The sequence below is a fragment of the Aquimarina muelleri DSM 19832 genome, assembly GCF_000430665.1.
GTDB classification, from domain to species: domain Bacteria; phylum Bacteroidota; class Bacteroidia; order Flavobacteriales; family Flavobacteriaceae; genus Aquimarina; species Aquimarina muelleri.
The window spans coordinates 22611-37649 of sequence record NZ_AUML01000024.1; the positions used below are offsets into that span (position 1 = coordinate 22611).

A 15039-nucleotide genomic window follows, 5' to 3' on the forward strand; every position below is an offset into this window, starting at 1 on the left:
TATGTATTTACATAAAAACAATTTTTTGCATTTTAGATTTTCCTGCTATTATATATGTTTTTTGCTTTTCAGAAACCTCCAAAACTTTTACATCTGAGACATTTTCTATACTACTATATAAAAAATCAAAAACTATATTCCTTAAAAAAACATAATCATCATTATTAAAATCTACAACAGGGTGTTCTTTACTGTAGTGTACTTTTTCTATAGGAAACGCTTCATACTTTACATCTATAGTATTATCATTTTTTTTGCGCTTTGTTTTGTACTCTTTATATCTAACATAAGCTATTTTAAAAATCATTTCTTTCGCAAAAGCTTTCATATACTCTAAGTTCGCGTAAAGTGTTGCTATACTGTTATTTTTTGGATACATAATTTGATGTTCAAAATTATATATATGATTACTCCATTCTCTCTTATACGTAAGATCCCCCATTCCCATCTCATAAGATTTATAATCATTAGTAATACACCAATCTAGTTTTTTATAAATTTCTAAACTTCCTAAACTAAATTTAGAATAATCTATATCATAAGAAGATATCGCACTAAAAAGCCGCTTATAAAAATGATGATTAAGAGATACTACAATTGGTTTATTCCTATCGTAAACAACAAACATAGAAGCTCTTTTTTCATTTATTAAAGAAAAATATATATTTTTATAATGATCCCAACTCAAAAGACTTTGACTTACATCATTGCGTTGTTCAAATCTTTTCACAAGCATCTCTTCTAGAGTATTCATTAAAAAATTATATTCCTCTTGCTTTATTTCTCCATAATATGTTTTATAAGATATATTAAAGCACGACTCTAGTCTATTAATTTTTCTTCTTATTCCTTTGGCGTTACTTCTAAAACGATATTTTATATACGCATTGGCAGAAACAAATCCTTCTAAAAAAATAGCATACCCTTTAAAAAACTGTGTTATTTTTTTTATTTTAAAGGTATCCTTACCAAAAATTGGTTTCAAATAATTTGGTATAAAAAAGACCGAATAAATAGTATTAGATGCGTTATCAAAATCGTCTTTATAATCTGGATTAACTATAGATTCTTCTTTTTCAAAACACTCTACTCTTGAAAATATTTTTGGAATTACACTTTTCTCAAAAAGTTCAAAAAAATAATCTATTCGAACTTTTTTCATACGCTAAATCTATAAAATGGAAAAAAATAATCTTTTACATTTTGTTTATGAGTACATGAATATTCTGCATTAGAAAACTTACACAATTCATCATAAACTTGTTCATTAACTATTTTTCTACCAGTGTAAAAAACAACATCTTTATCTTTTGGAAAAAGAGATTTCTTATGCTTATATAAACCGTCTCCATCTTTCATTCCTCCTCCCAAAACATAATATTCAATTCCTTTTTCAATTGCCCATTCTATAATTTTTACTCTTAGAAAATCATTAGGCCTATAACTAAAGTATTCGGCATTAGTACCACCCAAAAATGCAAAAATTGTACTTTTATACCCTATTATAAGTTCAATTGAAATTGGTATATTCTCATAATATGCAATTGCTATAGAAAAATTATTTATGTTAGAAAATATTAGGTTTTCAAAATAAGAACTGGAAAAGAAATAGACACTATCTGCGTTATTTCGATTCATAGTATCTACATATATATCATTAAATATTTTAATGGTATCTTTTGTTATTTCTTTTTTATGAAAAATTTTAAATCTCAAATTATAATTAACTGCTTTTCTATAATTATTTCTAACTTTTGGCAAAAATCCTTTCCACTGTTCTTCAAAACTATCCATAAAATGTCCTCTTACATTTGAAAGTGTTTTGGTAAGACAACCTGAGTATTTATTATGATTATCATTTAAACTAAAACGAATAAACTCTGCAACTACATTATTTTCTTTATACCACTGATCTACATGACTCCAAAAAGAAACAATATCTTCTTCTAATATATCATTATTAAATAATGGACCGCTATATCCATAAGGACTTATTACATCAAAATATGGAAATTTATGCCCTTTAAGATTTATTTCTCTAAACACAAAGGGCATTAGAATAACTGGTTTATCATTTTTTGTAAACAAAAAATACTTCAGTTTTTCAAAATTCTTCTCAAAATGCTGCAAGTGTTCCGCTGAATAATATACGTTATTATCCCATTCACTATGAAGAAGCGTCTTATATTCTATAACATCTGAGTTATCATCAAGGTTTTTAGTAAATAGTTTGTAGTTTTGCTTCAATTGTTAAAAGATTAGTTGGGTGTGGTTGTTTATTAGTCTGCTTTATTGGTGTTCTTTTAATTCACTGCTTTTAAAAAAGTAATTTTTAATTTTTTCAGATAATACCTGGGATAACCAAATAATTCTTCCGCAATGTTCTACATGCCAAACGGCTTTACCGTCAAATACATTTCCAGCAAGTAGTGGCCCTACAACATGTAAATTTTCGGAAGTCTCTAAATCATTATTTACTTCAAAGCCAATTTTAGAATCATTAGGTTTACAATATTCTTTTTTTATTGCATTTCTTAATAGTTCTGGGATATTTTGATTATCAAAATTTATACCACCAATACAGTTTATTATTATATGTACTGGAGTTTCATAGATTTTATTTATTCCAGACTCTGTATCTAAATATTCTAAAGAATATTCTCCAGAACTATTTTTTTCGATATTCGTAAATCTTCCCGCAATATGCTCAAATCGATTTTCTTCTTTTAATTGATCTACTGTTTTTGAATAATGAAAACCTGCACATCTTTGTCGTCGTCCTATTTCATTACCATAATGACAAGCAAATTTTTCTAATTCTTTTGGATTAAGCTTACTTAATAAATTTCCAAAAGCTCTAGATATAATATCAACGGTAGAAGCTGCTCCAAGATCCATTTGATCTGCATGATCTAAATCCTTAAATGTAGCTTCAGCTATTATTTTTGCTGTAATATTTTTTTCTTTTGTTAATGCCTGTAAATTAAAAGGAATATATTCTTTTTGGCGTTTTTCATCTACTACTGCATCCGGTAACAGACCTTGTGTAGAAAGAATTGTGAATTTATTTATTTGATTGCCTATATCTTCTATATCATTTAGTTTATAAAGCATTTCAAGACCACTTGCATTAGCTCCTACAATAAGAACATTTACTTTTTTATTTGGGGTTTTCTTTAAAAATAACTTTATTTTTTCTAATATTTTTGTTAATTCAGGCTTATAAGGATTATTTATAAAGAATAGATTTTCTTTTTCAATCAAACTTTCATTTTTCCACAACGTATTAACTGGTAAAGATCCTACAGACAATATCACTTTTTCTGAAGATACTGTTGTTTTATTTTCTAATATTAATGTATAATTATTTTCTTTTTTATCTATATCAATAACTTCTGTATTGATATAATTAATATCTATTAATCCTTTTATCTTAAAAAATTCTAATCTGTTTTTTACTTTTTCATTAATATACCATCCAAAAAAACGACGAGGAATGAAAAGGTCTTCCCATTCATTATTTTCTATTTCCTTAGCATGTGTTGCAATCCAATCTAAAGACAATACTCCCCCATCCTTTTTCAATTCATCTAATAACCAATTTTTGTTGTTATTCAGCCATTTTATAAATTTGCCAAGTTCTGGCTCTGGCAAAAAGTTTTTTAGCGATGTTATTAAATGTACTGAAAAACCAGATCTTGATCCGTATGGGATTCCTGAATGAAATTCTTGATATTTATCTATTATACTTATATGTATTTTTTTTCTTGTATTTGTCTTTTCAAGAAGATCTAGAAAATGTAAGATGGTGAAAGAAGAAGAAATACCAGAGCCTACAAAGGTAATATCTGATTGTTTTGGTTTAGTATTAAGTTGTTCTTCTGGAGTTTTTATTTTTATTACTTTACCAGGGTTACCAACTACCGTAGAGTAATCTGGAACATCGTTTAAAACTACAGTTCCCGCACCAATAGTACACCATTTACCTATCTTTACCTTTGGTATTACCACAGCTCCTACTCCTACATGTGATCCTTCTCCTACTTCTACATGACCACATAAAGCTGCTTTGGGCGAAATATGGGCGAAATCTCCTATTATATTATCATGATCAATACTTGCTCCTGTATTAATAATAACGTGCTCTCCTATAACAGTATTAGGTTGAATTATAGCTCCTGCAAAAACAACTGTACCATCCCCTATTTTTGCAGTAGGAGCAATAATAGCAGACGGATGTATAGCTTTGTCAAAATCACTTTTTAAAAAACCTGCAATCTCTGCTCTTTCTGCATTTATTCCTACAGCAATTATTACTGGATATCCATCATGGGGAAAGTCTTTTAAATTGTCTCTAGCACCTGTAGTTACATTTTTAGAAGCATAATGACGACCAGAGGGCTTATCATCAAAAGTTTCAGTTACTTCATAACCAATATTTTCTAATACTTCTCGTATAACTTGAGAATGTCCTCCAGCTCCATAAATCCTTATTTTTTTAGATGCTTTATTTATTTCCATTTTTCTCATTACAATATTTAGGTTGACTTGTGTGGTTACGTAAATTATAATTGGTTTCTATTAACCTATATAAAGACTTTCAGTTTTAATTATTTCCTTTCCAAGCGGACATTGTTATATTCTGATCTACATTTACCCCTTCTTTTCGGATTACTTTCTTTATGGTTAATAATAATATTTTAATGTCTAAGGAGAAACTTACATTTTTCACATACCACACATCGTACTCAAATTTCTGACTCCAGGATATTGTATTTCTTCCTTTTACTTGCGCCCACCCTGTTATACCTGGTCTAACATTATGTCGTTTTTGCTGTTCTTTATTATACAATGGCAAGTACTCCACTAAAAGCGGTCTGGGTCCTATCAGACTCATATCTCCTTTTAGGACATTAATTAGTTGTAAAATTTCATCCAAGGAATATTTTCTAATAAAAGCACCAGCTTTGGTTATACGAGAAACATTATGCACATTATCTTTATCTTCTGATTTTAAATCAGACATGGTTTTAAATTTAATGATTTTAAAAAGTTCCCCATTTTTTCCTGGTCTTGATTGAAAAAAGAAAGGCTTTCCTTTATTTACTACAAGCAATAGGACAACTAATACTATTATAATTGGTCCTAGTAGTAATATACCAAAAAATGAAAGTATAAAATCTAAGATTCGTTTTATAAATGGATTATACATACTTTAAAAATATCACTTATTTTAATTACTTATTTATAGTAAACTTCTATTTCCTTCACTTTTAGCAATCCACAGTAAGCTCCTAAAAAACATTTTCAAAAGCTCTTCTAAATTATTAAAAAATGAATTTTATAATCTACAATTCAGCTTCTATAGTTCTAACCAAATCCCCCACATTATTCATGTTCATTAAATCCATTAGTTTAAATTTTATTCCAAAAGATTTCTCTATTTCTGTAATAATCATCATATGTGTAATAGACTCCCATCCATCAACATCTTCAGCTGTGGTTTCTTCTTTAAGTTGAAAATTATCATGTTCTAATACCGTAATAAAGGCTTCTTTTATTTTTGAAAAAATTTCTTCTTTATTCATTTTTAATTATTTAATCTCAAAATATGTTCTTAATTCTTTTCTATCTATTTTTCCGTTTATACTATGCGGAAATTCTTTTATAAACCTGACATGCATTGGGATCATATACCCTGGCATTTTAGTTTTCATATAATTAAATATTTCTTCGGTATCAAAAACTTCGGATTCAATAGCTAAACCTAATTCTGCGTTTCCTAATGAATTGGTGATATCCAAAGCTACCATATTTACTTTTTTTTCTGATTTTGTTTTGGCATGAAACTCTATTTCAGCCAACTCTACTCGATACCCTCTAATTTTTACTTGAAAATCTGCTCTACCAACGTACAAAAAATCTCCTTCTTCATCTTTAAAACAAAGATCTCCTGTTTTATAAAATCGTATCTTTTTACCATTTTTATCTGTTTGGGTAAAAAAACTTTGGGCATTACGTTTAATATTTTTCCAGTATCCGGGAGTGATTTGGGGACCTCCAAGGCATAATTCGCCTGTTACATTTTTATCAACTTCTTCATTATTTTCATTTACAATAAGATATACTGTATCTTTTTGCGGAGTTCCTATAGCTACTATTCCGTTATGGTTTTTTACATGAGTTTTTTTATTATAGGGATAAAACCCGCTATACACAGTAAACTCTGTTGGGCCATAGTAATTAAATATCTTACAATTTGGTAAACAATCGCTCCATTCTTTTGCTATATCACTATGCAAAGCTCCTCCTCCAAAACTACAATAGCGTACATCTGGAGCATTAATTTCGGAAAAATAAGGGCGTAAATAATTTATAATAGATGGCACCATAGTAAGTACGGTAAGCTTTTGTTCTTTAATAAGTTTAAAGATATAAAAGTACTTTATCGCTCCTTTGGGTATGGTGTAAATGCATGATCCTGATAAAAATGGGAATAGATACGTTACTACAGAGAAATCGAAAGTAAGTTCAAACATCTGTAAACACCTGTCTGAAGGGACTAAATTAAACTCTGGTTCCTCATCAATTGCGTTTACCAATGCATTTATATTATTAAAAGTAATAGGAACCCCTTTTGGAAGTCCAGTTGTACCAGATGTAAATAAAATATATGCTATTTGATCTCCTTTTACAAATTTTGGAGTAAGACTCACTTCTGTTTCTGATAATGATGCAGAATTTAATACTTTATAATCCTTTTTATAAATAGAATCTTCTGATGAATCTATTATATACTTAGTCTCTGTTAACTCAAAAATTTTAATATTTCGTTCTAAAGGTGTTGTGGGATTTACTGGCACATAAGCTTTTCCTTCTAACCAAAGTGCCAAAATACTTGCATATGTTTGTAGATCATCATTTGTTACTAAACCTACTAGTTTTTCTGAATCTTTTATATTATTAGCTATTTCTAATCTTATCTTAGATATTTCTATAGCAAATTGCTTGTAAGTATACAATTCATTATTTATACATAAAGCATTATGATCTGTATGTTTCTCTATTGATTCTTGTAGTTTTTTTACAAATTCCATCTACTTTTTTTAATAAAAATGACCATCTCTATTTAACATTTCTAATTTTTCAGAACCTAATTTAGTCTCTTTATGCGCTAATCCTTTTTTGGTTACTCTGTGCGTAAAAATAGTCTTGTATCTTTTTGTAATAGTATCCGATAGCTTTGTATCGTCTGTAAAAATAAATTTAGCTTTCTTTTGAATTAAGTTTTCTATTAACGCATCTACGCATAAATTATAATTAGACTCTTCTCCTACCAAAAAGTATTTAATGTTTAATTCGTTATAATTAATTACATAAGATAAAAAGCCAATAATTGTATCTTGTTTCATAATCTTAAGATTATGGATATAAATATTATTGCTAGTTCCTGTCTGTAAGGATTTATAAGGATGTTTTTTTGATATGGGAGTTTGAGTGTATTGCATATTATATAATTGCCAATTCACATAATCTTTTGTTTTATATATTAAATCATTTTTACATAAAGGTTCTATAAAATCCCAAGTTATATCTTCTAATTGATTTATATATTCATATGATAATTCTCTCGTTTTATTTTTAGCTTTAGGTTTGTTTAATAATCTTATAATTGCAGCAGTAGTAGCGTCGATTTTATCTAAAATAAATTTAAACTTTTTTAAGAATTTAAATTTCCCAATAAGCATAGACGCATCCAGACTAAAAAAAATGGTATGTCTTAGTCTTGATACAATTACTGTAAAAGGCTGTTTTTCATAAAAACTATTTACATTTTCTGCATACGATTTAATTAAAATTTGTTTTCCTGTAAGGTTTACTGCTTCATTATATATATAAGTTCCTAAAACGGTATTTTTAAATTGTTTATCTACCCACCAAGATATCATCCAATACACTTTGGTTGGCTCCAAATCCTTATTATTAAGCAGGTCTGGAAACATAAAAATAAAAGAAATCATTTTTTCTCCTTCATAACCGATAACTCCGCAATAATCTTTTTCTTCTATCCTAGAGTTGGATAATAACCATAATGCTTTACTTTTAGGTAATGGGGTAAGGTTACCATTCCAATAAGAATTTTTGGCAACCGCATCTCTAAGCATTTTTTTGGTTATACCAATTACCTGTAAATCTTTACTCATCTATTTTTACTTCTATAAACTAGTTGCTTCCATTAAAATATTCCGATGTTTGTTCTTCAGATAGGTTTACATCTTTTTTCTGAATTACTTTTTTAAACGTTAGACCAAGTATTTTTACATCTAGTAAAAAACTCATATTTTCTACATACCAGACATCGTATTCAAACTTTTTTTTCCATGTTATAGAATTTCTTCCATTAACTTGTGCCCATCCGGTTATTCCTGGTTTAGTGTCATGGCGTTTTTTCTGGATTTCATTATATATTGGCAAATATTCAATAATTAATGGTCTAGGACCAATTAAAGACATTTCTCCTTTAATAACATTTATTAATTGTGGTATTTCATCTAAAGAAGTTTTTCTTATAAATGTTCCTACTCTGGTTATCCTATCCTTATCTGGTAATAAATTTCCTTCTGAATCCTTTTTATCATTCATCGTTTTAAACTTAAGAATGCTAAAAATCCTTTCTTTTTTACCAGGTCGTTTTTGCACAAAAAATGGTTTACCATTATTTGTTATTACTAAAAAAACAATTAAAAATAAAAATAAAGGCGAAATGAATAGTAATAGAATTAACGATATGCAAAAATCTAAGACTCTTTTTATAAAAATTTTGTACACCTTATTTTAAAAGTTTGGATTGTAATAAAAGAATCTATTATTTTACACAACAAATGTATAAACGATTTATTGAATAGTAAAATAAAAGAATTATAACCTTCTTTACAATCATTAATATTAAAAAACATTAAATAGCCCTAAAGATATAACAACGATAACTTTAGTCTCAAAAAAATAGGGGATAAATAGACAAATATCGTTTATGCTATTAGGGAATATAGCTAATATATTATCTATAATTCTGCACTTAGAATTGAGTGTAAATATACAACCTATAATTGAGTTTTTAATTCTATAATCTAACTTTTTTGATAAAAAATTACCTTGATTATAAACTACAATATTCCTCTAAAATCGATTTCCACACTACTTTTCTCTCATACCTACTCGTTATAGAATCTCTGGCTTTAGAAGCCATTACAATTCTTAAATCATCATCTTCGACTAATATTTTTATGTTTTCAAATAATTTCTCTGTATCCTTCACAGGAATTATTTTACCATTTACCCCATCTGTTATAATTTCATTACATCCATTAATATCTGTAACAATACTAGCTACTCCCATAGATGCCGCTTGCATAACTACATTAGGAAACCCCTCTCGATAACTCGGAAAAGCCAAAACATCTGATATTGCAAAATAAGGTCTTACATCATCCCTCCAACCTACTGTAATAATATTTGGATTAGTATTAATTTCTTCTTCTGTTTCTTTAGATAATGGATCTAGCTCTTTTTCATAAGTTCCTACTAAAAGAAGTTTAACATCATTTCTAATATCACTAATCTTTTTAAAAGCATTTATAAGTTCTTCTATACCTTTATCTTTTACTAACCTACCCACATATACTATTACTTTATCAGCATTAGTAATACCTAAACTATTTGATAATTTCAAATTATCGGATTCAGAATATAACTCTGGATCAAAAAAAGAGGTATCTATTCCGTTAGAGCTTCCATTTGCTAAAACTTTTAGTTTTTGTGGTGATGTGTATTTATTTTTAAGGATTATTTGATAAAGACCAGATGAATTTGGATAAATTTTGGTAGCACACCTGTAGGTAGCTTTTTCTACAGTATCTAATAATTTTCTTTTTGCTCCTGTAGCTTCTAATAAAGGAAGACCCGCAATAGTATGTAATCTATGTGGGACACCCGCCAATTTTGCAGCTAACATAGAAAGTGTTCCTGCCTTTGGAGTATGACTATGCACTATATCTGGCTTTTCTTTTTTAAAAACTTTATATAAAGCATACACTGCTTTTAGATCTTTAACAGGAGTGATTTTGCGAGTCATCTCTATTGGTATAACACGAATTTCTTCTTGTTTTGACACTTGATCTAATGTTTCTCCTTCTCTACCCGATATTCCGATAACATCGTAATATTGTGACATGAATTTTAATTGTCCCTGTAACAATTTCCCTAAAGAAATAGGTACTGTAGTAACCCTAATTATTTTTTGCATTCTCCCAAACTTAAAAATATATTCTATAAATACTTTTCATACAAATATAAGTATAACCTGTTTTTAGATACTTTAAAATAGCTTTCTTTTTATTACCTATATTAGCAAATATAAAGAGAAAACAAAATTGCTTACATCTTTATTGTTATCCCTTAAAAAAAGTAAGGTTCAAATTAAAAAAACCACATATTTACAACGGTTAAGTAAAATTTAACATTTTTATGAAAAATTTAAGCAATAAATTTGATAATTTTTCGTTAAATAATTTTAAAAAATAATCCCTCCCAAAATGAAAAAAATATTTCACTACCTACTTATTTTCATGACCTGTATTACTACTTCTTGTAGTAAAGAAGATGTTGCTGATAATGATCCAGAAGCTGGAGTAGAAATTCCACCTGAAGAAATCATACCCGACTTACCACCAAATATAATTACAACGCCTTGCGATTTTGATCTATCGAGTGTTGTTGCTAACGCTACAATTATATTAAACTGTGTTTTAGATCTAAAAGGAGAAACTATTACTTTACCCTCTAACGTAAGATTCGAATTTGAAGGAGGTGATATTAAAAATGGTAAATTAATATTTACTGGCGGAACTATAGCCGGAGAACTTTTGAGTTCTAATTTAGAAATCGAAGGAGATGTACAGCTGGAAAAGCCTACTTTTCAATTCTTTGCATCTAGATGGGATGGTATTGTTGAAGGATCCACTACCTCTGACATTGCCCAAAACAATAATGATGAATTAGAACGATTAATGGAGTATACTAAAGAATTAGGAGCTAAAACATTTCAAATCGGAAAGCTTGATGCTTATTTTCAAGTTCACAATCCTACTCCACCATTTAGTTTTGTTTTTCATCCATCTATTGAAGCTGTAAACGTTCCTTCTAATTTTAATCTGATAATGTCTGATAATACTCATTTGAGAATTTTTCCAGGCAAAGTTGATCAAGTTAACGGTACGATTTTAGCTATTCATGATGCCGAAAATGTAACTATAAAAGGTGGAAATCTACATGGAGATAGAGACGTTCGTGTATATTCTTCTAATGACGAACAAGAAGGAAGCCATCTAACGCAAATACGTTCAGGTAGAAATATTGTTATTGATGGTGTTAAATATTTTGAAGGATCAAAAGGTGGTATTGCAATAAGTTCTATTGGATTTTCTTTTAATCCTGATACATATAACCCAACAACAGGAATTACTATAAAAAACTGTACGTTTAAGGACATTAGACGAATGAGCATTGCTCTTACTGATGGTAGAGATGTTATTATTGAAAATAATACTTTTATTAATAGCGGAAATGCATCTACAAACTCTAATGGTGGAGGCGTTGGATATGCTATCAATATTGAAGCAACCAGAAGAAGACATCCTGATACAAATGAAATCCAAGAATATGAAAAAGCTTTTGATATTACTATTAGAGGTAATACAGAAATGGGTAGTAGAGGTGGATGTGTTGCTGTAACTATTGGACAAAAAGTGACTATAGAAAATAATAATTTTGAAACACAGCTTGTATTGGCATATACTAACGGCACAAAGGTTATTAATAACACTTTTAAAGCTTTAACACCCGAAGCAGCAGATCGCTTCGCTATTTTTGCTTCAGATGGTGGGGAGACAGCTTTTAATAATGAAATATCCGGAAACACTATATCAGGTTATGACCTTGCTATTGGTACAAATGGAAACGATACTGATGTAACAGGAAATATTATTACAGATTGTAGTATTGGTATACAAATTGGAAAATCTGCTAATTCTCAGATCAATAACAATAAAATAACAACTACTGGTAATGCAATTAGTGCGACAAATTCATTTGTTAAGAACGTATCTCTAAAAGGTAATGAAATTAATGGAGGTCGTTTTCATGTATATTTTGCTCAATTAAATGACAAACCTGAATATGCTGATTACAGAGTAACCTTACAAAACAACACTTTTATTACTTCAAAAACTATTAGTTTTTCTAAAGCAAATGGTATTATATTTAAAAATAATATTGTTACTGGGGGTATAGAAATTGGAGATGCTTCTAATATAGAAGTTTTGGGAAATACTAAAATTAGTCCTACGGATAGTGATGGTATTAGATTGTATGGTGATAATACAGCCGTATCTTTAGTTAATAATACAATTTATGAGCCAACGGGTGCTTCTAGATATGTTTGCATTAATAATAATTCAAATAACCCAAGTGCTATTACTGATACAAATAATACCTGTAACTAATAACATTTGATTTTTATAATATTTTTTAAAAGGTCAGAACTTTATTTCTGACCTTTTATCTTTTTAATACCATTTCCAATTTGAATTTACCGTAATAAAATGTTCTTTTTTCGCCTAAATGGTATTACCTCAATTTTCTCTAATTTGATCTATTAAATTTTTCATAAATAATCGTGCCCCATCATCGTTTAAGTGAGAAGGATCATGAAATAACTCAGGTTTATTGATAAACTTTGATGAATTAAAGTAATCGTAAAAAAGAATATTCTCCTTTTCTGCAATACTTTTTATGGTAGTAAAAGATGTATTCCTAGAATTGTCTACTCTATTAAAAGTTGGTGAGGTAACAAATATCAACTTAATATCATTTTTCTTGGCAGTGTCGATAAACGTTTGTAGCGCAATCACAAAATTTTGATCTATATCCTCAGTACTGTTAATTTTACTCTCTTTTTCATTTATTACCATCTTAGATGGGTTTATTTTACCAAATAATGGTCTATACCCTTTATAGTCTATCTGGGGAGCTATATAATATCGAATAGCATGCATGATAGTAGAATTGGTTTGATAAGCATTAAAAAACATTTTTATATCTATTAACTCAGATTCTAAACCTAAAATAGGTTTCAGTATATCCTTATGGTTTGTATAATAAGGATGTAAATCACTCAATCTATCATAGGCTTCTTTCGAATAATAAAGAAAATCTTGATCAATATTTAAAATTACTAATTCTGGCTTTGTTCGATTTACAATCATGCTTTGTAATGCGGTGTGATATAGTAATTGCTGCCCTTCTGCCCCTGCATTATAGCATGTTTTTCCTAATTCTTTTTCAAAAACTTCTGGTATATAATGTCTATGTGCATGAGAGCTTCCAAATATCAATATTTTTGCCTCCGTATTTTTTATTGCGCGTGTAGATCTAGCATATTTACCTGTTTGTTGGCTAAAAAATATCTGCTTTGAAACCATGCCTAATGTAAAATCTACAATGCAGAAGATTATCATAAATTTTACTAGCTTGATTATCGATATCTTATATTCTTTTATAATCATGCTTTAAAACTGAAAATAAATAAATTGACTTTTACCAAACACTCCAAAATATAGAATCATATAGATTAAAACCGCGTACCCTATTAATCTAATAAGTTCAGACTTATTATTTGATATAGAAAAAATGGTGTTAAAATATTCTTTTTTCATTTCTACTACTAGTAAAATCGCTATTGCCAAAGTGGCATATAACGAGGCTGTAATATCATCTCCACTACCAATATACAAGTGTCCTGGAGAAGTAAAAACTTTTTTAATAATATAAAATGCATTCTCTATTGAGTTTGCTCTAAAAAATATCCATGAAAAATTAATTAAAACAAAGGTAAATAATACATTAATTAATCCTTTTCTCTTTTTCTTAAATACTAAAATTTCAAGAGTCAAATACAATCCGTTTAAAGCTCCCCATACTACAAAGGTCCAATTAGATCCATGCCATAATCCACTTATTAAAAAAGTAATGAAAAGATTAAATAACCAACGAAACTTCCCTACTCGATTACCTCCTAATGGAATATATAAATAATCTCGAAACCATGTGGATAATGAAATATGCCATCTGGTCCAAAATTCGCTTACCGACGCTGAAAAATAAGGGCGCTTAAAATTTGTCATCAATTCAAAACCAAATAGCTTTGAAACACCTATTGCTATTAAAGAGTAGCCTGCAAAATCTCCATATATTTGAAAAGCAAATAAAATTGTTGCAGCAATAAAAGTTAATCCATCGTGATTATCTACATTATTATATACAGCATTCACATAAATTGCCGCTCTATCCGCTACTACCAACTTGAGAAAGAATCCCCAAATCATTAATTTGATACCATAAGAAAACGTTTTATATGTAAATGTTCTCTTATGCAAAAACTGAGGCACCAAATTGGTCGCTCTTTCTATAGGCCCTGCAACTAATTGTGGAAAAAAAGAAACAAATGCTGCGAATGCAATAAAATCTCTCGTTGGTTTAAGTTTACCCCTATAAATGTCTATAGAATACGATAACGTCTGAAAAGTATAAAATGAGATTCCTACAGGTAAGATAACCTGCAACGTCCGTGTACTCTGAAATTCATATCCAACTGAAGAAAATAAATCAACCCAAGATTCTATAAAAAAGTTATAATATTTAAAAAAACCTAGTAAACCAAGATTAAACACAATACTTACCCAAAGCCATCTTTTTTTAAAGAGCAAATTCCTGGTTTCATAAACTCGAAATCCAACGATATAATCAACAATGGTACTTAACGCAATTAAAGATAAAAACCTCCAATCCCACCAACCATAAAAGATATAACTTGCAATTACTATGAGTACATTTTGAAATTTTAAATTTTTATATACTACTAACCAATAGAGTAAAAAAACTATCAGAAGAAATATAAAAAAATCTATAGAATTAAAAAACATA

General features: G+C 28.7%; 12 protein-coding genes. 1 reads left to right on the forward strand and 11 read right to left on the reverse strand.

Translation table 11 applies throughout. The features are described 5' to 3' along the window. Positions 1-7: 7 nt before the first annotated feature. The 9 genes from H527_RS0110650 to H527_RS0110690 all read right to left on the reverse strand — a co-directional run bounded on the left by H527_RS0110650 (position 8) and on the right by H527_RS0110690 (position 10303). Entirely contained in the window at positions 8-1162 is a 1155-nt protein-coding gene (locus H527_RS0110650) for a GNAT family N-acetyltransferase (RefSeq protein ID WP_027412709.1), read from the reverse strand. Further along, positions 1159-2247 (reverse strand): GNAT family N-acetyltransferase, encoded by a 1089-nt coding sequence (locus tag H527_RS0110655; RefSeq protein ID WP_027412710.1) that lies wholly within the window; start codon positions 2245-2247, stop codon positions 1159-1161. The genes H527_RS0110650 and H527_RS0110655 overlap by 4 nt, the downstream gene beginning before the upstream one ends. Positions 2248-2289: 42 nt before the next feature. Beyond that, on the reverse strand, positions 2290-4521 hold the full coding sequence (locus H527_RS23535; protein WP_162143816.1) for a NeuD/PglB/VioB family sugar acetyltransferase: 2232 nt from the start codon (positions 4519-4521) through the stop codon (positions 2290-2292). Between the two features lie 85 nt (positions 4522-4606). Further along, positions 4607-5212 carry a sugar transferase gene (locus H527_RS0110665; protein WP_027412711.1) on the reverse strand — a complete coding sequence of 202 codons (606 nt, stop codon included), beginning with the start codon at positions 5210-5212 and terminating at the stop codon, positions 4607-4609. 136 nt (positions 5213-5348) lie between these two features. Next, a complete protein-coding gene (locus tag H527_RS0110670) occupies positions 5349-5588 on the reverse strand; it encodes an acyl carrier protein (protein WP_027412712.1) in 240 nt (79 codons plus the stop codon). Positions 5589-5594: 6 nt separating this feature from the next. Continuing rightward, positions 5595-7097 carry an AMP-binding protein gene (locus H527_RS0110675; protein ID WP_027412713.1) on the reverse strand — a complete coding sequence of 501 codons (1503 nt, stop codon included), beginning with the start codon at positions 7095-7097 and terminating at the stop codon, positions 5595-5597. Positions 7098-7106: 9 nt separating this feature from the next. After that, complete coding sequence (locus H527_RS0110680) at positions 7107-8204, reverse strand: hypothetical protein (RefSeq protein WP_027412714.1); 1098 nt, start codon at positions 8202-8204, stop codon at positions 7107-7109. Positions 8205-8223: 19 nt separating this feature from the next. Beyond that, positions 8224-8829 (reverse strand): sugar transferase, encoded by a 606-nt coding sequence (locus H527_RS0110685; RefSeq protein WP_027412715.1) that lies wholly within the window; start codon positions 8827-8829, stop codon positions 8224-8226. A 328-nt stretch (positions 8830-9157) separates the two neighbouring features. Then, positions 9158-10303: a glycosyltransferase family 4 protein gene (locus H527_RS0110690; RefSeq protein ID WP_027412716.1), complete on the reverse strand. Its 1146-nt coding sequence runs from the start codon at positions 10301-10303 to the stop codon at positions 9158-9160. 289 nt (positions 10304-10592) lie between these two features. Here H527_RS0110690 and H527_RS0110695 point away from each other — a divergent pair, with 289 nt between their 5' ends. Further along, a complete protein-coding gene (locus H527_RS0110695; protein ID WP_081414591.1) occupies positions 10593-12560 on the forward strand; it encodes a right-handed parallel beta-helix repeat-containing protein in 1968 nt (655 codons plus the stop codon). Between the two features lie 129 nt (positions 12561-12689). On the opposite strand, the gene H527_RS0110700 is transcribed toward H527_RS0110695, so the two are convergent. Both H527_RS0110700 and H527_RS0110705 read right to left on the reverse strand, forming a co-directional pair. Continuing rightward, positions 12690-13574: an SGNH/GDSL hydrolase family protein gene (locus H527_RS0110700; protein ID WP_155837862.1), complete on the reverse strand. Its 885-nt coding sequence runs from the start codon at positions 13572-13574 to the stop codon at positions 12690-12692. A 51-nt stretch (positions 13575-13625) separates the two neighbouring features. Next, the gene (locus H527_RS0110705) at positions 13626-15038 is read right to left on the reverse strand and encodes an MBOAT family O-acyltransferase (protein ID WP_027412719.1); all 1413 of its coding nucleotides are present in this window, start codon (positions 15036-15038) and stop codon (positions 13626-13628) included. Position 15039 lies beyond the last annotated feature (1 nt).

Bases quoted from the DNA above. Each gene is read 5' to 3' on its own strand.
- H527_RS0110670 (WP_027412712.1), bottom strand. From the start codon at position 5,588: ATGAATAAAGAAGAAATTTTTTCAAAAATAAAAGAAGCCTTTATTACG.
- H527_RS0110675 (WP_027412713.1), bottom strand. From the start codon at position 7,097: ATGGAATTTGTAAAAAAACTACAAGAATCAATAGAGAAACATACAGAT.
- H527_RS0110690 (WP_027412716.1), bottom strand. From the start codon at position 10,303: ATGCAAAAAATAATTAGGGTTACTACAGTACCTATTTCTTTAGGGAAA.
- H527_RS0110705 (WP_027412719.1), bottom strand. From the start codon at position 15,038: ATGTTTTTTAATTCTATAGATTTTTTTATATTTCTTCTGATAGTTTTT.
- H527_RS0110680 (WP_027412714.1), bottom strand. From the start codon at position 8,204: ATGAGTAAAGATTTACAGGTAATTGGTATAACCAAAAAAATGCTTAGA.
- H527_RS23535 (WP_162143816.1), bottom strand. From the start codon at position 4,521: ATGGAAATAAATAAAGCATCTAAAAAAATAAGGATTTATGGAGCTGGA.
- H527_RS0110695 (WP_081414591.1), top strand. From the start codon at position 10,593: ATGAAAAAAATATTTCACTACCTACTTATTTTCATGACCTGTATTACT.
- H527_RS0110665 (WP_027412711.1), bottom strand. From the start codon at position 5,212: ATGTATAATCCATTTATAAAACGAATCTTAGATTTTATACTTTCATTT.
- H527_RS0110650 (WP_027412709.1), bottom strand. From the start codon at position 1,162: ATGAAAAAAGTTCGAATAGATTATTTTTTTGAACTTTTTGAGAAAAGT.
- H527_RS0110700 (WP_155837862.1), bottom strand. From the start codon at position 13,574: ATGATAATCTTCTGCATTGTAGATTTTACATTAGGCATGGTTTCAAAG.